The organism is Bacteroides sp. 43_46 (assembly GCF_001915455.1).
Taxonomy (GTDB): Bacteria; Bacteroidota; Bacteroidia; order Bacteroidales; family Bacteroidaceae; genus Bacteroides; species Bacteroides caccae.
In genome coordinates, this window is sequence record NZ_MNQN01000044.1 from 12969 (window position 1) to 33487 (window position 20519).

A 20519-nucleotide genomic window follows, 5' to 3' on the forward strand; every position below is an offset into this window, starting at 1 on the left:
TATCGTTAGTAGAGTATTTTATTTAAGCTATCTTTGTTCATATTTATAGTCAAAATAATTATATTATATGAAAACACAAAGAATAAAAACACTTCTTCTTTTTCTGTTAATGATACCATTTATAGGTATTTATGCTCAATCAATATACTACGTTTCCCCTCACGCATCATCGGGTGGAGATGGTAGTCAGTCGGCTCCTTTTCATTCAATTCACGAAGCTGTCGAAAAAGCCCGAAAGGATCAAAATAGCACTACAATTTACTTGCGGGAGGGGAAATATGTTTTAGATAAGCCCTTGATGCTGACTTCTGATGATGGAAATGATTCGAAAGAATTGATAATAAAGAATTATCCCGGAGAGAAAACCGTACTGTCGAGTGGGATTGTACTGGACTTGAAATGGGAGAAATATAAAAACGGTATCATGCGGGCTGTAGTGAAAGGAAGTCCGGTTATGGATATGCTTTTCGTAAATGGAGAATTGAAATCTATGGCACGTTACCCTAATTATGATGAAAAAGCTGTTCGTTTTAACGGCACATCTGCTTTGGCAACAGCCCCGGAACGAGTAAAAAAATGGAAATCTCCGGAAGGGGGATACCTTCATGCCATGCATAAACATGATTGGGGTGATTTTCATTATCGTATTACAGGCAAAAATGAAAAGGGAGAGTTACAGCTGGAAGGTGGTTGGCAGAACAACCGTCCTATGGGAATCCATAATGAAAACAGGATGGTGGAGAATATCTTTGAAGAATTGGATGCTCCGGGAGAATGGTACTATGATAAAAAAGAAGGCTGGTTGTATTATTATCCTTTACCTGATGAAAAAATAAACGAACTGACGTTTGAGACCCCGCAACTTAAAAACTTGATTGAGTTTGCGGGAACTTCATCCGAGCCGGTGAAGAACATAACGATTCAAGGAATTGAGCTGACACAAACGATACGGACCTTTATGGAACAGTATGAGCCTCTGCTCCGCTCGGACTGGACAATATATCGGGGAGGAACCGTTGTTTTCAGGGGAACGGAAAAATGTGCTCTGCGTGATTGTTATATCCATAACGTAGGAGGGAATGGTGTCTTTTTTGATAAATATAATCGCTATTCGGCAGTGACCGGTTCTTACCTGACTTCTATCGGAGCCAGTGCCATTTGCTTCGTCGGGGATGTGGCGGGAGTACGTTCGCCGAGTTTTAGGTATGGGAAATTTGTTCCTTTGGATAAAATGGATTATACGAAAGGGCCTCAGAATGACAATCATCCTGCTTATTGCGAGGTCTCTGATAACTTGATATGTACAATCGGTTTGTTTGAAAAGCAGATTACCGGAGTGGAGCTTTCCATGTGTCGCAACATAACGGTAAGTCATAACAGTATTTACAATACTCCCCGTGCCGGAATTAATATCAGCGAAGGCACATGGGGAGGACATATTATCGAATACAATGACATTTTTAATACCGTGAAGGAAACAGGTGACCATGGAACTATCAACTCCTGGGGGCGTGACCGTTTCTGGCATCCGAATTATAATATAATGACGCAAATAACGAATGAAAAGCCTGCGTTGATTTTGGCAGACGTGGTCGAACCTATCATTATCCGCCATAATCGTTTGCGTTGTGATAGAGGATGGGATATAGACTTGGACGATGGTTCCAGTAATTACCAGATTTACAATAATCTTTGTTTGAATGGCGGCATTAAATTGCGTGAAGGGTTTTATCGGACTGTTGAGAATAATATTATCGTCAATAATACGCTTCACCCGCATTTGTGGTTTAAAAATAGCGGAGATGTCTTTTCACGTAACATTGTAATGACCAAATATAAACCTATAAGTGTGCGTGGTTGGGGCAGAGAGGTAGATTATAACATATTTGCAGACAGTTTGGCGTATCTTGCAGCTCGCCAACTTGGTGGGGATGCTCATTCTATAGTAACCACAGTCAAGTTTATGGATGCTGCGAAAGGTAATTTTAATGTAGCTGACGATTCTGAAGTCGTAACCAAAGGAGGATTCCGTAATTTTCCGATGAATAATTTCGGAGTGCTGTCTTCTCGTTTGAAACGGTTGGCTGCAAGTCCTGTGATGCCCGTTCCGCTTGTGGCAGGTCATGCAACGGATACTAAAACGATGTTTTGGAAAGGGGTAACGTTTAAGAATCTGGATACATTGGAGGAACGTTCTGCTACGGGTATGGATACGGAACGGGGAGTTTATGTCGTTTCTGTAGATGTCTTAGGTAGTAATCAAGTCCGAGATTTTATTGCTTCGAATGATGTTATTCTTAGTGTAAATGGAAAGCCGGTCAATAATTTAGATGATATGGAGGAGGCGTTGAAGCACGTGGATACAAGTAAAAAGGCAGAGCTTGTTATTTTCAGAAATCAGAAGGAACATAAAGTTGTTATTCCTCTTTGATTTTTATCCATGTTTTTACTTATTACATAATGAAATAAATGTCTGTCATATCTATCATTGATTTTAATATTCTTCTAATTATCAGAGAAATAAGTATGATAGATGCCTTCTATTAGGGGGTATCTATCATACTTTTACTGCAAAAAACAGGGTATCTGTCATAGATAAGGCAACCGGATAAAGGTCGCGTAAGCTGGCTTGTTTTTATTGTAATGGGCACGCATAAATCCGATTATCATGGCTTAATAATCCGCCTTGAAAGGCGTTAAATTTATAGCCCACAGCTGTGTGACGTACAGCCTCCATACGTGTGCTGTACGGTTTGCATGCGTGGGCTGTACAGCCTGCGTCTGTGGGCTATAAAAAGACTGATACTCCAACCGGATTATTAAGCTGCAAAATACGGGTTATCTTACTGTAAAACGTGCATTCTTATGCCTTATGTAGTATTTAATCCGGTTCTTTGCTCCTGGGTAGGGGGGAGTTATTTTTGTGCTGCTGTACTTTCATTCCCGTAACGGTCTACGGCTGTAACGGCAAAATGTTTTTTGGCATTCCAAGGCAGGATAGGGGCGTAGATATAACTTGTCTCTCTGATATTCTGTGCAACGATATTTTCCGGCCGACTGGTGTCTACCGGATATTCATTCGATGCATAAATAATGTACATCGGATTATTACGTGGATCATTGTCGGTAGCGGCCTGCCATTTCAATTCCGTATATCCACTGTCGATAGTCCTTACTTTCAGTTCGGACGGAGCTGTGGGCGGAACATTGTCCAACCAGGGCATCGGTGGCTGTAAAGCCGGGTATGCGTAGAAGTTCTCGATTAGTTCATCATAGATGCCTTGAGTGTTCTCCATGAGATATTTTACCCGGTAGTGGCCTTCACCCGCCATTTTATGATTCCGGATGAAGTTTATTTGACGGTCTATCTCGTCCCGTGTCCATTTACCTTCGTCGGGATGAAGGAAATAGATGCCGAGCCCCGGAATTACTTGTCGTCCGTTGCTTTGCTCCTGCCAGTCAAGGGCAAAAGGATAGAAGCTGTTTCCCTGAAAATACATCATTGGATATATCTGGTCCATAATACCTTCGCCAAGCCAGCCTTGCGGGTCTTGATAAACAGTGAAGAAAGCGTTCCACCCACGGGAAGGATAACGCGAAGTGTCCCGGTATTTCCCAACCGGACTGGCGCTGAGCTTCACCCAAGGCTTCATTGCTTTTACACCTTTATATATATAACGTACAATTTCAGAAATATTATCCCGCCGCCACTGGTCCAGTGTACGCCCTTTCCCGTATCGGCGGAAATCATATTTGTCGGGAAAGAGAGGAGCATTCTCCGGATAACGCAGATAATCGAAATGTACCCCGTCTATATCATAACGGCTCACGACTTCCCGTACCAGTTTCATCAAATATTCTTTAGTTCCCGGATGTCCAGGATTAAGGAAATATTCGTTCTTGTAAGGTACGCAAATATCTTTCATCCGCTTGGTGACGGACCGGTTGCCGAGCGAGGCAACGTGTTTCCTGTTTCCCAACGGAATAGTTACCATCCAGGCGTGGCATTCCATACCCCGCTTGTGGCATTCTTCAATGGCAAAAGCGAGCGGATCATAACCGGGATTTCCGCCGGATTTCCCTGTCAGGATAGAATTAAAAGGTTCGATAGACGAAGGATATAACACATCCCCACGTGTGCGTGTCTGAAACAGGACAGTATTGAAATTGGCAGCCTTCAGTTTATCGAGGATATCCACCAATTCTTCCTTTTGCTTGCGGATACTTTGAGGACTGACAGCACGTGTGCGGGGCCAGTCGAGACCATACAACGCTGTGAGCCATGCGGCGCGGACTTCATGTTTGGGCTGCGCTGCCACGGAGAGGAAAGGAAACAAAAGTGAAAGAATGAGAATAGATAGGCGCATATTCTTTATTTTTTGTTTTAAATCCCTGCAAAGTTAGTAAAAGTGTCGGTAATGTTGGGCTGTTTCGTGAGATTATGTTACATTTGCCAAGCTAAAAAAACGACACACTATGATAACATTTACTCTATGCCTACTGGCGTTGATAGTAGGCTATTTTACGTATGGACGTTTGATGGAACGCGTCTTTGGTCCCGACGACCGTAAAACACCGGCTCTGACCAAGGCTGATGGAGTAGACTATATTCCATTGCCGACCTGGAAGATTTTTATGATTCAGTTCCTTAATATTGCCGGACTAGGTCCGATATTCGGTGCAATAATGGGAGCTAAATTCGGTAGTTCTTCTTATTTATGGATTGTGTTGGGAAGTATTTTTGCCGGGGCGGTGCACGATTATTTTGCCGGAATGCTTTCCTTGCGTCATGAGGGCGAGAGTTTGCCGGAAATTATCGGACGCTATTTGGGACTTACGACGAAACAGATAATGAGAGGTTTCACCGTTATCCTGATGATTTTGGTCGGTTCGGTTTTTGTGGCCGGTCCTGCGGGATTGCTGGCGAAACTGACGCCGGAAAGTCTGGATGCTACGTTCTGGATTATCGTTGTGTTTGCGTATTATATTTTGGCTACATTGTTGCCTGTAGATAAGATTATAGGTAAGATATATCCGTTGTTTGCAATTGCCTTGTTGTTTATGGCTGTGGGGATTCTCGTCATGCTTTATGTGAATCATCCCGCTTTGCCGGAACTGTGGGACGGACTGCAAAATACGAACCCGGAGGCGAGTGAACTTCCTATCTTTCCGATAATGTTTGTGAGTATTGCCTGTGGTGCAATTTCCGGTTTCCATGCTACACAAAGTCCTTTAATGGCTCGTTGCATGACTTCGGAACGTCATGGGCGTCCGGTGTTCTACGGTGCAATGATAACCGAAGGCATCGTTGCACTGATTTGGGCTGCCGCCGCTACTTACTTTTTCCATGAGAATGGGATGGAAGAGAGTAATGCTTCCGTCATAGTAGATGCAATCACAAAAGAGTGGCTGGGAACAATCGGGGGTGTGCTTGCTATCTTGGGAGTGATTGCTGCTCCGATTACTTCGGGCGATACGGCTTTCCGTTCTGCCCGTCTGATTGTGGCGGATTTCCTGGGCTTGGAACAAAAGAGTATGCGTCGTCGTTTATACATCTGTATTCCGATGTTCGTGGCGGCTATCGGTTTACTTCTGTATAGCCTGCGTGATGCGAACGGATTTAATATGATCTGGCGTTATTTTGCCTGGGCCAACCAGACATTGGCTGTGTTTACCCTCTGGGCAATAACGGTTTATCTGGCGGTATCCAAGAAACCGTATGTCATTACTTTGATACCTGCCTTGTTTATGACAAGTGTGTGTTCTACTTATATATGTATTGCTCCTGAAGGTTTGGGACTGTCGCACGCAATCTCTTATTACATCGGTGTAGGATGTGTGGTGGTTGCTATTGTGTGGTTCTTTGTCTGGCTGAGCAAGCAGAAAACAAGAAAATTATCAGAATGAAGAAAATAAAAAGATCAACGGGAGTTGCACTTGCATTCCTTATTTATGTATCCGTGACGGCGGCTTATCTGTTACCCCGCAATACGGAAGTGAGCCAGACGGAAAAGTATCTGACGGTGGCGGGTTCTTATGTCATTGTCCTGCTTCTTTGGCTTGTCCTCCGCAAAAAGGAACAGATGCGTGAACGCCGTAAAAAAGACGAACAATCTATTCACTTAAAAAAGTAAGTTTATGAAGAAATTAGCTTTAGCTATTTGTCTGCTGTTGGCATCAATAGCTGCGCAGGCACAATTTGAGAAAGGAACTATGATTCTAAATCCTTCCGTTACAGGGTTGGACTTTTCTTACAGTAAAAATGATGATGCTAAATTTGGGATCGGCGCGCAAGCCGGTACATTTCTGGCAGACGGTTTTGCATTAATGGTAAATGCAGGAGCTGACTGGTCACAACCGGTAGATATATATACATTAGGTACGGGAGCACGTTGTTATTTTAATACTACAGGTGTTTATATCGGTGGTGGCCTCGATTGGGAACGCAGACGTTATAAAGGTGGCGGTCATAACAACGATTGGGGATTGGGTATCGAAGCCGGATATGCTTATTTCCTGTCGCGGACAGTAACTATCGAACCGGCTGTTTATTATAAATGGCGTTTTGATGACTCCGATAATTCACGTTTCGGCATTAAAGTAGGATTCGGATTCTACTTTTAAATAATTTGAGAATGGAGAGTGGAGAGTTATTGCGCTATATTTGCTGCAAAACATCTCTCAACTCTCCATTTCTGACTCTTGACTTATTTCAGCTTTTCTTTCAGGAACTGACCCGTATAGCTTGCTCCGCAAGCGGCTACTTCTTCCGGAGTACCTACCGCTACAATGTTTCCACCTTTATCTCCACCTTCCGGGCCGAGGTCAATCACATAATCGGCACATTTGATAACATCCATATTATGCTCGATGATTACGATGCTATGTCCACGGCGGATCAAGGCGTCAAAAGCATCCAGAAGTTTACGGATGTCGTGGAAATGTAAACCTGTTGTCGGTTCGTCAAAGATAAACAGAGTCGGGTCGGCTTTCTCCTGACTCAGATAGAATGCTAGTTTCACACGCTGGTTCTCACCACCGGAAAGAGTGGAAGAAGATTGGCCTAGTTTGATATACCCGAGTCCTACATCCTGCAACGGGAGTAGCTTTTTTACAATTTTCTTCTGTCCGTGTTCATTGAAGAATTCAATCGCCTGGTTCACGGTCATTTCCAGTACATCAAAGATGTTCTTGTCGTGGAATTTCACTTCCAGTGTGTCGGATTTGAAACGTTTCCCGTGGCAGGATTCACATTCCAGAACGAGGTCTGCCATGAACTGCATTTCTACGGTAATGGTGCCTTCACCCTTACATTCTTCGCAACGTCCGCCTTCACTGTTGAAACTGAAGAAACCGGCGGTATATCCCATTTGTTTGGCGAGTGGCTGCTCCGACCATAGCTTGCGGATTTCGTCATAAGCCTTGATATATGTCACGGGATTGGAACGGGATGATTTGCCGATCGGATTCTGGTCTACAAATTCTACATTCCGTAAGTCGCGCAGACTGCCTCCGATAGATGAAAATTCTCCCGGACGGTCACTGCATTCGTCCAACTCACGCTTCAATGCCCGGAAGAAAATATCACGTACCAGCGTGCTTTTCCCGGAACCGGAAACGCCGGTAACCACTGTCATTACATTCAGCGGGAAGCGGACGTCTACTCCTTTCAGGTTATTCTCGCGTGCACCTTTCAGTTCAATATAATTATTCCACGGACGGCGATGTTGGGGGACGGGAATTTCTTCTTCTCCCAAAAGATAGCGGACGGTATAACTGTTGCTTCCTTTTTTGAGGTCTTTCATGTCACCCTGATAGACGACTTCTCCTCCCAGACGTCCGGCGTTGGGACCGATGTCAATAATATAATCTGCCGCACGAATGATTTCCTCGTCATGTTCTACAACTACTACCGTGTTACCGAGTTGTTGCAGTTGGCGCAGCACATTAATCAGGCGGTCGGTGTCACGGCTGTGCAGACCGATACTGGGTTCGTCGAGGATATAGAGGCTACCTACAAGACTGCTTCCCAGTGATGTCGCCAGATTGATACGCTGGCTTTCTCCACCCGACAGGGAGTTACTGAGCCGGTTCAGTGTCAGATACCCCAGACCTACATCAATCAGGAAACGGATACGGCTGTTTATTTCCATCAGAATCCGGCGGGCTACATTACTGTCGTGCTCGTTCAGTTCCAAGTGATCGAAGAACTGCTTTAATTCGGAAATAGGCAGGTCTACCAGTTCGGAAATATTCTTTCCGCCTACGCGTACATAGCCGGCTTCCGGTTTCAGACGGGTACCGTGGCATTTCGGGCAAAGTGTTTTTCCGCGATACCGGGCAAGCATCACACGATATTGTATCTTATATTGATTTTCTTCAAGCATCTTGAAGAAGTCATTAATACCGTGGAAATATTGGTTTCCTTCCCAAAGCAACCGGCGCTGTTTGTCCGTCAGTTCATAATAAGGAGTGAAAATCGGGAAGTCGAATTTCTCCGCATTGTGGATCAGCTCTTCTTTCCATTCTCCCATTTTTTCACCGCGCCAACATACGATCGCTCCTTCATAAACAGATAAAGAACGGTCGGGAACCACCAAATGCTCATCTATACCGATAACTTTGCCGAAGCCCTCACAGGTGGGGCAGGCACCGATCGGGGAGTTGAATGAAAACATCTGGTCATTGGGTTCTTCAAAAGTGATACCGTCTGCTTCGAACTTTGTGCTGAAGGAGAACAGTTGTGTTGTTCCGTCCGGCAGGTAAAAGCGTAGCATACAGGTTCCGTCGCCTTCGTACATGGCTGTTTCGGCAGAGTCGGTGAGGCGGCTGATAGCATCTTTGGTGTCGGCTACTGCCATACGGTCTACCAGCAGATAAACTTCGTCGCCTGCTACGGGCTTGTATTCATCAATACGTTTCATCTCACCGTTCACTTCGATACGGTTGAATCCCTGTTTGAGGTCTATTTCCAGTTGCTGTTGCAGGCTGCGGTCTTCACGCAGGTGGATAGGGGTCAGTACGGTGTATCTTGTCCCTTCCGGGTGTGATAACATACAGTTGATGATGTCTTCCGTCGAATGTTTCTTCACTTCCTGTCCGCTTACAGGGCTGTATGTTCTCCCTACACGGGAGTACAGCAAACGGAGATATTCATAAATTTCTGTGGAAGTTCCTACGGTGGAACGGGGATTGCGGCTGTTTACTTTCTGTTCTATGGCAATCGCAGGCGGAATGCCTTTGATAAAATCGCATTCCGGTTTGCTCATTCGTCCGAGAAACTGGCGTGCGTAGCTACTTAGGCTTTCTACGTAGCGGCGTTGTCCTTCTGCGTAGAGGGTGTCAAAAGCGAGAGATGATTTTCCTGAACCTGATAATCCGGTGATGACAACAAGTTTGTTGCGTGGAATATCTACATCGATGTTTTTTAGGTTGTTTACTCGTGCGCCTTTGATCGAAATATAGTTATTTTCTGACATAAAATGCTCCTTGTTTTATGGTAGTCGGCAAAGTTAGCGAATTTATCGGGAGTTTGTATTATCTTTGCGTCACATTATTACGATTTAAGAATATTATGAAGCTGAAAAACTACTGTGGGAGTGAGGGCACAGGTGCCGACGGGCGACAAATATCCCAAACGTGAGTTTCGTGCTGCATGGATACAGGCTGTCAACGGACAGTTTCGCGGTGTTCCCACAGAACGACTGAAACAAACACTGATTAGCCAGTTGAACTCGCTTCAAGGGGCGGGTATTAATGCGATTATCTTTCAAGTGCGTCCCGAAGCGGATGCGTTGTATGCTTCGCAACATGAACCGTGGAGCCGTTTTCTGACAGGGACACAAGGACAAATGCCTTCGCCTATGTGGGACCCGATGCAGTTCATGATTGAGGAATGCCGGAAACGGAATATGGAGTTTCATGCCTGGATTAATCCTTATCGGGTGAAAACCTCCCTGAAGAACCAGTTGGCGCCGGAACATATATATAATCAGCATCCGGAATGGTTTGTTACTTATGGAGACCAATTGTACTTCGACCCGGCACTTCCCGAGAGTCGTGAATATATCTGTAAAATCGTGACGGATATTGTGTCCCGCTATGATGTGGACGCTATCCACATGGATGACTATTTCTATCCTTATCCTATTAAGGGAGTCGATTTTCCCGATAACGCAAGTTTTGCCCGTTATGGCGGAGGCTTTACTAACAAGGCGGACTGGAGACGTAGTAATGTGAATGTGTTGATTAAGAAATTGCACGAAACCATTCGGGGGGTGAAGCCGTGGGTAAAGTTCGGAATCAGTCCGTTCGGAATCTATCGTAATCAGAAAAGTGACCCGTTGGGAAGTAATACCAATGGCTTGCAGAATTATGACGATCTGTATGCTGATGTTCTGCTTTGGGCGCGTGAAGGCTGGATTGATTATAATATTCCGCAGATTTACTGGGAAATCGGTCATAAGGCGGCCGACTATGAGACATTGGTGAAGTGGTGGGCTACGCATTCGGAGAACCGTCCGTTATTTATCGGCCAGTCAGTGACAAATACGATTCAGCACGCTGACCCGCAGAATCCTTCTATGAATCAGCTTCCCCGGAAAATGGCTTTACAGCGTGCTTATCAGACGATTGGCGGTAGCTGTCAATGGTATGCGGCAGCTGTTGTTGAAAATCAGGGAAGATATCGCGATGCGCTGGTTTCGGAATATCACAAATATCCGGCATTAATCCCCGTATTCGACTTTATGGATGATAAGGCTCCGGACAAGGTGCGCAAGATGAAGAAAATATGGACTGAAGACGGCTATGTGCTTTTCTGGACTGCTCCGAAAGCTGAAACGGAAATGGATAAGGCTGTGCAATATGTGGTCTATCGTTTTGGCAGAAAAGAAAAGGTGAATCTTGACGACCCTTCACATATTGTTGCTATCACTCGTAATCCTTTCTACAAACTTCCATACGAAACAGGAAAAACAAAGTACCGCTATGTGGTGACTGCGTTAGACCGTCTTCATAATGAATCGAAGTCGGTTAGCAAGAAAGTAAAACTGTGATAAAAGTAAAACTGTAATAAGTGAAGAATAGAAAAAGAGGCTGACTAACAATTCAGTAGTATCTTCAATTCTCCTCCTTCGGGAAGGAGGAGTCCCCGTAGGGGGAGGTGGTAGGAAAATACATAAGTCGTTTATTTTCAATATTGTGTATCCGCCTACCACCCCAGCAATTAATAAAGCAATAATCCTGCAATGCCGCAGGCTATAATCATTAATATAGGATTAGCTTTATATTTTCTGGTTCCGATGAAAGCGACTAGAAAGATGATAATACTGATAACGAATGAGTAAGTGTCAGTTGTCGGTGAACCGAAATTTTCTACATTCATCAATACCAGTGCGGCGGAAGCCAACAGGCCGACAACTGCGGGACGCAGTCCGCTAAATATGGATTCTACTACCGGATGTTTCTGATATTTCAGGAAGAATTTGCTAATGGTCAGCATCAAGATGAAGGAGGGGAGGACTACAGCAAAGGTAGCAATGACCGATCCCACGACACTCCCCGTAGAGGTGAATCCGACGTACGTAGCCGCATTAATCCCGATAGGTCCCGGTGTCATTTGGCTGATTGCAACAATATCCGTGAACTCCTGCGAGCTCACCCAACCATAACGGGTTACTACTTCCCCTTGAATCATGGAGAGCATCGCATAACCTCCTCCAAATCCAAAGAGCCCGATCTTAAAAAACGTATAGAATAACTGAAGATAGATCATCTCTTTTTAATTTTTTACCATGAATCTTGAATAATGAACAGGGAACGATAACTCTCGACTCTCCATTCTCAACTTTCTACTTTTCTAAATTTTCCCCAGAGGAAGCCTCCCACTCCCGCAGCAATAATAATCCAGATAGGCGAGAACCCCAATAGCCAGATCAGCAGTGCCGAAACAACAGGAATCCACAGGTTGTGGCGGTTGATTTTAGCGGACCGGCCCATTGTGAAAGTCGGGGCGGCAATAAGTGCCACTACCGCCGGTCGGATTCCTTTGAAGATGCGTTCCACAATCGGGTTGTCTTTAAAACTATGGAAAAATAGAGCAATCGCCAATATAATGATGAAGGAAGGCAAAATTGTTCCTAATGCTGTGATAATACTTCCTCGGATACCACGCAACTTGTATCCTATAAAGATAGAAATATTGACTGCCAAAATGCCCGGAGCAGATTGGGAGATAGCCAGCAGGTCGATAAAATCTTCCTGCGCAATCCATTTCCGCTTCGTAACAATTTCATTCTCAATAAGCGGCACCATTGCGTACCCTCCTCCGATAGTAAAGGCGCCTATTTTAAAAAAAATTCCAAATGATTCGAGATAGATGTTCATTCTTTCTTTTCTCCTCCTTTCTTGTTTGTTCTCTTTTCTTTGCCGTATTGGCTGGGACTTACGTTAAAATGCTTCTTGAATACTTCACGGAAGTATTTCGCATCACTGAATCCTGTCATTTCTGCTATTTCTGTTATGCTATGTGTGTTCTCTTTCAATAATTGCACGGCATACTTCAACCGGATCAGACGGATATAATCTCCCGGAGCCTGGTCGGTCAATGCCCTGAGTTTGTTGTAGAAACTTGTACGGCTCATGCCTACCAGGTTGCAAAGTACATCTACGGTAAGGGCCGGGTTATCTATATTGTCTTTTATATGCTTTTTGACGTTGGCAATAAACTTCCAGTCAATGTCCTGTGAGCAGTTGATGCATTCGTCATCTTCTTCCTCATCATCCAGCTCCAGATTGGCATACTTACTGCGCAAAAGAGCACGGTTAGTCAGCAGATTGTCGACAGTCGCTTTTAATATACCTATATTAAACGGTTTCAAGATGTATTCGTCGGCACCGATTTTAAGTCCGGACAAGATATCTTTCTCATTATTCAGAGCTGTCAGCAGGATAACCGGAATGTGCGATGTCTCTATGTTGTTTTTGAGTTCCTTGCATAATTCGTCTCCCCGCATTTCCGGCATCATAATATCAGAGATAACCAACTCCGGTTTGTATTCGGGGATGATCGTCAACGCTTCTTTTCCGTTGGAACACGTTTGTACAGTATATTCTTCTGATAATGTCTGCAACAGATAGTTGCGTAATTCATCGTTATCCTCCACAATCAGAATCCGCCGGTGTTCACCGTTCAACTTCTTATGTGCGTTTTCGTATATTTCGGGTGAGGGAGCAGGTACATTGCTTAGGGTTCTGTTTTCCTGACGTTGTTTGCTCAGTGTTGCCAGATGTGCCTTACGGAAACGCTTGCTGTCTTTCGGGAAAGATACCTTGATAACCGAACCTTGATTTTCCACACTCGACAAATTAATCTTACCTTTATGCAGCCGCACTAATTTCCAGACAAGCATCAGTCCGATCCCGCTACCCGTCACTTTGGAGTTGATTGCATTGCTGCCACGGAAATGCAGCTTGAACAGTTTTTTCTGTTCGCTGGCCGGAATTCCGATTCCTGTATCCCTGACTTCGACGCTCCACGAGTCTGTATTGTCGGACACGAAAATCTGTACATTACCGTTTTCCGGAGTGTACTTCAAGGCATTCGAGATTATGTTTTTCAGGATTGATTCCATTTTTTCCTTATCAAACCATACATTCATATACCTGAAATTACTTTCGTGGGTGAAGTTGATATGTTTGATATTGGCGTACTGCTGGAAAGCATTGTATATTTCGGTTGTAAATGTGTTCAGTTCATGTTCCGAAATATATAGTTCGGAGGAATATACGTCCGCCCTCTCGAAGTTTATTAGATTGGTGGTGAGACGTAGCAGGGCATTTACATTCCGTAATGCAGTATTCATATTGGATATTCCTTCCTTGCTTAGTTCTTCTTTTTCACGAAGATCTTCCAGTGGCGCTTTGATAAGCGTCAACGGAGTACGGATGTCGTGTGCAGTGTTGATAAAGAAATGAATCTTTTCGTCGGACACTTTACGTTGTTTCCTTAGGATCAGAATACGTAATGAGACAGCAGCGATAAAGACAAGGATAACGATATAGAGCAACATTGCCCAAACGGTCAGCCAAAAAGGCTGGGCGATGATAATATCTATACTCCTTTCTTCGAGCATAATACGCTGGTCCTCATTGGAGATAGCACGTACCCTTAACGTATATTTTCCCGGTGCGAGGTTAGTATAACGGATTGTGTTTTCTGTCCCCGGTTTGCTCCATTCTTCGTAAAAGCCTTCCAGTTTCCAGGAATAAAGGACATTAGAAGGATAGTCATAGTTGATAGAAGAAACCTGTAACGAGAAAATATTCTGGTTATATTTTAATTTCAGCTCTTTCGTATTGTTGATACTTGCCTTTAGCGGGGAATTTTTGTCTCCCGGGTAGATCGTTTGATAAAACAGTTTGAAATCGCTGAATATCATTTTGGAAGAATAGGTTCTGGGAAGTTTCATGTCTTTATTGAACTCTACTGCCCCGTTCGAACTTCCGAAAATAAAGTTGTTGTTCTTTCGCAGGGTACCGGACAATGCATTGAAATGTGTGGTCATAAGTCCCATTTCTTTTGTCCAGTTGTGAAATGTTTTTTGGTTAGGATAAAAGCTGGTCAGACCGCTTTCCGTGCTAAGCAGAATATCTTCGTCAGCGTCTGAAAGCAAGGTATAGATATTGTTGGAAATCAATGCGCAATTTCCCGTATGATAATGAGTGAACAGTTTGGTGTGAGGATCGTAAATTAATAATCCGGAGCCACTGGTTCCTATATATAGCGATCCTTTCTTGGTCTGGTATAAAGAATATATATAGTTTGATTCTACGGGAAGTTTGATACGTTCATATTTACCCGATTCTTTATCCAATAAAAACAATCCGGTCGCACTGCCTATCCACATACTTTTGGCATCGCGTTCGAGAATTGCAGTAATGGAGTTCAGTCCGTGGTACAGTTGTATATTTTTAGTGTGTACATTGATACGTTTCAGATTATAAAATCCTCCGCTCCAGATATTTCCTTGTGAGTCTTTACGGATATCACGTATATACTTATCCGGGCGTATGTTCTCATATGCATACGAAGCCGGAGTAAAATAGCTGACATTGGAAGATCTCTTGTCTATCTGATAAATGCCGGAGAAGTATCCGCCGGCCCAGACAACTCCGGGAAGCACTTCGCACAGGGTAGTGAAAATATGACTTCTGCTATCCTGGTTCTTCTCAAAAGAACTGAGGAAGGAACGCCATTGTCCGGTCTTGGAATTTAAGAGACTGATTCCATTATTGGTTCCGAACCATAAGTCACCGTCACTGTCTTCGATAATCGAATTAACCTGGTCGTTTATCAAAGACTGTCTGTTGCCGATAGAATGCTTGATCCATTTATAGCTGGAATAGCGATTATTCTGTACGGTGATTCCGATAGGGTAGTTCGCCAACCATATCCGTTCTTCTTCTATATAAAGATCATTGATACTGTTGCCGTTCATGCCGTTATTACTGTTGTAATCAGCAATAATGTAAGGCTCCATCTGATAGGTTTCAACATTCATTTTATGTACACCGCCGCCATCTGACGCTATCAACAATTCTTTGGCGTTTAAGGGCTTGATTCGTGTAATGCTGATATCTTTCAGACTATGTGGAGGTTGTGTGACGGACTTGGTCGACATATCATAGATGAGCACTCCCCGTTGGAAAGTTCCGATAAACAATTTACGAATCTTTGTGTCGAAATGTAGATCGAGTATTTGTGCTTTCACATTCTCCAGCTTGTCGCAGTGAATAAGTTCCAGTGTGTTGTTTTCCAACTTGGCATAGTGGATTCCCATTTCCGTGCCAATGAAGTAATGTGTGTCGTCAATCTGTTCGATGTCATTGATTTCTTCACTGATGTCATTCTTTATGTGAGTGACTTCTCCTGTATCCGTGTTATAAATAAAGATAGTTTCCTCATTACACAACCAGATATGCTTGCTCTGATCGAGCCATGCGAAACTTACCGGAGCCGGCAAATCACGGAAGTTCTCTATGGGCAGTTTATATACGAGTGTGAAGCAGTCGTGGATCTGGTCATACCGGAATATCTTTCCTTTTTTCCCGATTTCCCATAATACATCTTCCTTATCAATATATAGCCAATTGAGGTTCAGTAGCGAATTAACCTCTACGTCACCGTCCATTAGTTTGTATCGTTTGAAATCTTTTCCATTGTATCTGTCAATACCTTCATGGGTGAGGAACCACATATATCCGGTTCTGTCTTTCTGGATATAGTAAACTCGCCGGTTGCTTAGCCCATCTTCCACTCCAATATATTGGTACGTCTGAGCGATACAGGTTAGAGGAAACAATAAGATTAGAAAAATCCATTTTTTCATATAAATAGGACTTTTAAGGGTTATTGAATCTTGTTCTGAGGGGGAAAGTTTGACAAAATTAAGAAGATTTTTCGACACTACAAAATTTTGGAGTAAGGATTACGTCGTACTTGAATTGAAGCGGATGAGGAGCTTTTTCAGCTATTTGTATTTAGTGCTTATTTGTGGAACTTTAGTTGTATATAAACGAATTTAGGTAGTAGGAATATTGGGATAAACTAAAAGGCTGGTACTTTTTGGGAAGTACCAGCCTTAAAAAATATAAAGCAATTATTTATCTCACCTTTTCTTCAATCCACTTGCGGGCATTGACAAATGCTTCAATCCACGGAGTTACCTGATCGCTGTTTTTGCGGTCTGCCGGATAACAACCGTTCTGCCATGGGAAGATAGCGCGTTCCAAGTGAGGCATCATAGCCAGATGACGGCCGTCGGCGCTGGCAAGTCCGGCGATAGAATAGTCGGAACCGTTCGGGTTTCCGGGATATTCGTCATAGCTGTATTTTGCCACTACATTATATTTGTCTTCATCGTAAGGCAGAGAGAATTTTCCTTCTCCGTGAGCTACCCAGATACCTAGTTTGCTACCGCTCAATGAACCGAACATAACGCTGCGGTTGGTAGGGATAGTCAGGCCGACAAAGGTAGACTCGAATTTATGGGAATCATTGTGAAGCATCTTACCTTTCTTTTTGTGTTCAGGATTGATAAGTCCAAGCTCCATCATCAACTGGCAACCGTTACAGATACCCAGTGACAATGTATCTTCACGAGCATAGAATTTATCGAGTGCTTCTTTTGCCTTTTCGTTGAACAAGAAACCGCCTGCCCAGCCTTTGGCTGAACCAAGTACGTCGGAGTTGGAGAAACCGCCGCAATAAACGATCATGTTTACGTCTTCCAGTGTTTCACGTCCGCTGATAAGGTCGGTCATTGTCACATCTTTCACGTCAAAACCTGCCAAATAGAGTGAATAAGCCATTTCGCGTTCGCCGTTCGTTCCTTTTTCGCGGATGATAGCTGCGCGGACACCGCTCGGAGTACGACGGTCCGGAGTAATACCGTATTGAGAAAGTTTGCCTTTGAATTCTGGCATGAAAGCAAATTCAACCGGCTGCATCTTGTAGTTTTCAAAACGTTTTTTGGCGCAACCGTTCATGGATTGTTTGCGGTCGAGCAGGTAAGAAGAAGAATACCATACATCACGCATATAGTCGATACCGAATTGGTAGGTAGCGTCTCCTTTGGATACGAGGATGTGGCGTTCGTCGGTAGGTTTACCCAACTTCAGGTAGCCTACGCCTGCGTCTTCCAGAATCTTCTTCACCTCTTCTTTGTGCTTGTCGCTGACCTGGATAACAATACCCGGATTTTCTGCAAACAGAATCTTGACAATATCCTGTTCCTTCATCTTGTCGAGGCTGATTTCCATACCGCCTTCCACATTGGCGAAGCACATTTCGAGCAATGTAGTGATCAGACCACCGGCAGAAATATCATGTCCGGCAAGAATCAATCCTTTGTTTACCAGTTCCTGTACGGCAAGGAAAGCATCGCGGAAATACTCTGCGTCTTGTACGCAAGGCACATCGTCACCCACTTTGCCCAATGACTGTGCAAAGGCGGAACCGCCGAGCTTCAGTTCGTCGAAGCTGAAGTCAATATGATAAAGAGTTGTTTTTTCGTTGTTTACCAATACCGGAGATACAACCTTCTTCACGTCGGAAACTTCGCCGCCTGCCGATACAATTACTGTTCCCGGAGAAATTACTTTTTCGCCGTTCGGATACTTCTGCGTCATAGACAGAGAATCTTTTCCGGTAGGAACGTTGATTTGCAGGGCGCAGCAGAAGTCGCTCAATGCTTTCACGGCAGTGTAGAGACGAGCGTCTTCACCTTCCTGTGAACGGCAAGGCCACATCCAGTTGGCAGACAGGGAGATGCTGTCCATGCCCTCTGCCATAGGAGCCCAGACAAGGTTAGTCAGTGCTTCGGATACAGAAAGTATAGAACCGGCAGCCGGATCGGCCAATGCTGCTTGCGGAGCGTGTCCGATAGAGGTAGCGATACCTTTCTCGCCACGGTAGTCGAGTGCTACGACACCACAGTCGCTCAACGGCAATTGAAGTTCACCTTGGCATTGCTGACGGGCTACTTTACCTGTTACCGAACGGTCTACTTTATTGGTCAGCCAATCCTTGCAAGCCACTGCTTCGAGCTGCAATACATTGGTCAGGTATTCATGCAGTTGAGACAATTCGTATTTCGGCATTTCATAATGACGTTCTACGGTTTTGTCTATCATATATGTCTTGGGAGATGAACCGAACATCTGTTCTACGGCAAGATCGAACGGACGTACACCGTCCGCTTGTTGGAAAGCAAAGCGGTGGTCGCCTGTCGTTTCTCCGACTACGTACATCGGGGCACGTTCACGTTCTGCAATCTTGCGCACATGTTCGATAGCTTCTTCTTTGATAAGAAGTCCCATACGTTCCTGGCTTTCATTGGCGATGATTTCTTTGGCAGACAGCGTTTTGTCACCGATAGGCAACTTGCTCATGTCGATCAGACCGCCGCATTCTTCCACCAATTCCGACAGACAGTTGACGTGACCTGCCGAACCATGGTCATGAATAGAAACAACCGGATTCACATCTTCTTCACAAAGGGCACGGACTACGTTGTTGGCACGTTTCTGCATTTCTGCATTCGCACGTTGCACGGCGTTCAACTCGATACCACTACTGTAACGACCGGTATCTACTGAAGATACGGAACCGCCGCCAAGTCCGATTCGGTAGTTGTCACCACCGATAACGACTACTTTGTTTCCGGCTTCCGGTGCGCCTTTCAGACAGTCGCGCTGTGTACCGTAGCCTACACCTCCGGCAAGCATGATAACTTTGTCATAGCCGTAAACCTCATTGTTCTCTGTATGTTCGAAAGTCAGTACCGAACCGCAGATCAGTGGCTGGCCGAACTTGTTTCCGAAATCGGAAGCGCCATTAGACGCCTTAATCAGAATCTGTTCTGGAGTCTGGTACAACCATTTGCGTACCGGAAGGATTTCTTCCCATTCGCGGCCTTCGTCTGTGCGTGGGTAAGAAGTCATGTAGACAGCAGTACCTGCAATCGGCCATGAACCTTTACCACCACCCATACGGTCACGAATTTCACCGCCTGTACCGGTAGAAGCACCGTTGAACGGCTCTACGGTTGTCGGGAAATTGTGAGTTTCCGCTTTTAGCGAGATAACACTCTTGATGTCCTTGATCTGGAAGAAATCAGGTTTTGAGTGGTCTGCCGGAGCAAACTGTTCAACAACCGGACCTTCTGCAAAGGCTACATTGTCTTTATAAGCAGAAATGATTTTATTCGGATTTTCTTGTGTAGTCTTTTTAATCATCTGAAACAAGGAGGATTCCTGTTCCACACCGTCGATGATGAACGTTCCGCCGAAGATCTTGTGACGGCAGTGCTCGGAGTTGATTTGTGCAAAACCGAAAACTTCGGAATCGGTCAGTTTGCGTCCGAGGTCGTTTTCTACTTTTTTCAAGTAGTCCATTTCTTCTTTTGAAAGAGCAAGGCCTTCTTTTTCGTTGTAGTCCTCAAGGTCTTCGATGTAGATAATTGGTCCCGGTTGGCGGTTGGTAGTGAATACGTTTTGGTCGAGTCCTTTGTACATGCGTTGCAGCATCGGGTCGTGGTCGGCGTTTTCATCCTTTACGGGAAAATACTCCTCGATGCGGGTGATACCTTCGAGTCCCATGTTTTGGGTGATTTCTACTGCATTCGTACTCCAGGGAGTAATCATTTCACGGCGTGGACCGACGAAACAGCCTTTCAGGTTTTCTTCACTTTCCGTCACGGCTTCTCCAAAAAGCCAGCAGAGTTTATTACTTTCGTCCGGGGTGAGCTGATGATTGCTCTCTACGGCAATCACGCTCTTGGAAGGGGTTCTGAAAAAAAGAATCATGTTGTATATTTACGATTTTACGATTTTACGATTTACGATTGAAGTTTCTACGGGAGAAACTCTTCTCTTTTTCTGTGGTGCAAAGATAAGCAAATTCGTTGGTGGTGAGAAATAAAACGGAAATAAATATCTTGTCGGCTTTCCTTTTT

Annotated in this window: 11 protein-coding genes; 5 read left to right on the forward strand and 6 right to left on the reverse strand. The window is 44.4% G+C overall.

What is annotated here, in order from left to right:
* The first annotated feature begins 67 nt into the window (after nt 1–67).
* Nucleotides 68–2431 carry a PDZ domain-containing protein gene (locus BHV72_RS04490; protein WP_286854936.1) on the forward strand — a complete coding sequence of 788 codons (2364 nt, stop codon included), beginning with the start codon at nt 68–70 and terminating at the stop codon, nt 2429–2431.
* A gap of 484 nt (nt 2432–2915) precedes the next feature.
* Here the strand turns inward: BHV72_RS04490 and BHV72_RS04495 are convergent, their stop codons facing one another.
* A complete protein-coding gene (locus tag BHV72_RS04495) occupies nt 2916–4367 on the reverse strand; it encodes a glycoside hydrolase family 10-like protein (protein WP_122118179.1) in 1452 nt (483 codons plus the stop codon).
* 109 nt (nt 4368–4476) lie between these two features.
* Between BHV72_RS04495 and BHV72_RS04500 the strand changes: the two genes are divergently transcribed.
* The 3 genes from BHV72_RS04500 to BHV72_RS04510 are packed head-to-tail and all read left to right on the forward strand — an operon-like array spanning nt 4477 to nt 6624.
* Entirely contained in the window at nt 4477–5907 is a 1431-nt protein-coding gene (locus BHV72_RS04500; protein WP_005681626.1) for a carbon starvation CstA family protein, read from the forward strand.
* A complete protein-coding gene (locus BHV72_RS04505) occupies nt 5904–6134 on the forward strand; it encodes a hypothetical protein (RefSeq protein ID WP_005678372.1) in 231 nt (76 codons plus the stop codon). The genes BHV72_RS04500 and BHV72_RS04505 overlap by 4 nt, the downstream gene beginning before the upstream one ends.
* A gap of 4 nt (nt 6135–6138) precedes the next feature.
* Nucleotides 6139–6624 carry an outer membrane beta-barrel protein gene (locus BHV72_RS04510; protein WP_005678373.1) on the forward strand — a complete coding sequence of 162 codons (486 nt, stop codon included), beginning with the start codon at nt 6139–6141 and terminating at the stop codon, nt 6622–6624.
* An 83-nt stretch (nt 6625–6707) separates the two neighbouring features.
* On the opposite strand, the gene uvrA is transcribed toward BHV72_RS04510, so the two are convergent.
* On the reverse strand, nt 6708–9479 hold the full coding sequence (gene uvrA, locus BHV72_RS04515; RefSeq protein WP_055256007.1) for an excinuclease ABC subunit UvrA: 2772 nt from the start codon (nt 9477–9479) through the stop codon (nt 6708–6710).
* Nucleotides 9480–9593: 114 nt separating this feature from the next.
* On the opposite strand from uvrA, the gene BHV72_RS04520 reads away from it, so the two are divergent.
* Nucleotides 9594–11057 carry a glycoside hydrolase family 10-like protein gene (locus BHV72_RS04520; RefSeq protein WP_502691057.1) on the forward strand — a complete coding sequence of 488 codons (1464 nt, stop codon included), beginning with the start codon at nt 9594–9596 and terminating at the stop codon, nt 11055–11057.
* Between the two features lie 170 nt (nt 11058–11227).
* Here the strand turns inward: BHV72_RS04520 and BHV72_RS04525 are convergent, their stop codons facing one another.
* The 4 genes from BHV72_RS04525 to purL all read right to left on the reverse strand — a co-directional run bounded on the left by BHV72_RS04525 (nt 11228) and on the right by purL (nt 20370).
* On the reverse strand, nt 11228–11776 hold the full coding sequence (locus BHV72_RS04525) for a chromate transporter (RefSeq protein ID WP_005678377.1): 549 nt from the start codon (nt 11774–11776) through the stop codon (nt 11228–11230).
* A gap of 68 nt (nt 11777–11844) precedes the next feature.
* Nucleotides 11845–12387, reverse strand: a complete 543-nt coding sequence (locus BHV72_RS04530) for a chromate transporter (RefSeq protein ID WP_005678378.1) — start codon at nt 12385–12387, stop codon at nt 11845–11847.
* Nucleotides 12384–16391, reverse strand: a complete 4008-nt coding sequence (locus BHV72_RS04535; protein WP_022042397.1) for a hybrid sensor histidine kinase/response regulator transcription factor — start codon at nt 16389–16391, stop codon at nt 12384–12386. Before BHV72_RS04535 ends, BHV72_RS04530 begins: the two co-directional genes overlap by 4 nt.
* A 274-nt stretch (nt 16392–16665) precedes the next feature.
* Nucleotides 16666–20370, reverse strand: coding sequence for a phosphoribosylformylglycinamidine synthase (gene purL / locus BHV72_RS04540; RefSeq protein ID WP_286854943.1), 3705 nt, complete (start codon nt 20368–20370; stop codon nt 16666–16668).
* Nucleotides 20371–20519 lie beyond the last annotated feature (149 nt).

What these genes read in the sequence shown, in the direction of transcription:
- BHV72_RS04490 (WP_286854936.1), top strand. Translation starts at nt 68, where the DNA reads ATGAAAACACAAAGAATAAAAACACTTCTTCTTTTTCTGTTAATGATA.
- BHV72_RS04495 (WP_122118179.1), bottom strand. Translation starts at nt 4,367, where the DNA reads ATGCGCCTATCTATTCTCATTCTTTCACTTTTGTTTCCTTTCCTCTCC.
- BHV72_RS04500 (WP_005681626.1), top strand. Translation starts at nt 4,477, where the DNA reads ATGATAACATTTACTCTATGCCTACTGGCGTTGATAGTAGGCTATTTT.
- BHV72_RS04505 (WP_005678372.1), top strand. Translation starts at nt 5,904, where the DNA reads ATGAAGAAAATAAAAAGATCAACGGGAGTTGCACTTGCATTCCTTATT.
- BHV72_RS04510 (WP_005678373.1), top strand. Translation starts at nt 6,139, where the DNA reads ATGAAGAAATTAGCTTTAGCTATTTGTCTGCTGTTGGCATCAATAGCT.
- uvrA (WP_055256007.1), bottom strand. Translation starts at nt 9,479, where the DNA reads ATGTCAGAAAATAACTATATTTCGATCAAAGGCGCACGAGTAAACAAC.
- BHV72_RS04525 (WP_005678377.1), bottom strand. Translation starts at nt 11,776, where the DNA reads ATGATCTATCTTCAGTTATTCTATACGTTTTTTAAGATCGGGCTCTTT.
- BHV72_RS04530 (WP_005678378.1), bottom strand. Translation starts at nt 12,387, where the DNA reads ATGAACATCTATCTCGAATCATTTGGAATTTTTTTTAAAATAGGCGCC.
- BHV72_RS04535 (WP_022042397.1), bottom strand. Translation starts at nt 16,391, where the DNA reads ATGAAAAAATGGATTTTTCTAATCTTATTGTTTCCTCTAACCTGTATC.
- purL (WP_286854943.1), bottom strand. Translation starts at nt 20,370, where the DNA reads ATGATTCTTTTTTTCAGAACCCCTTCCAAGAGCGTGATTGCCGTAGAG.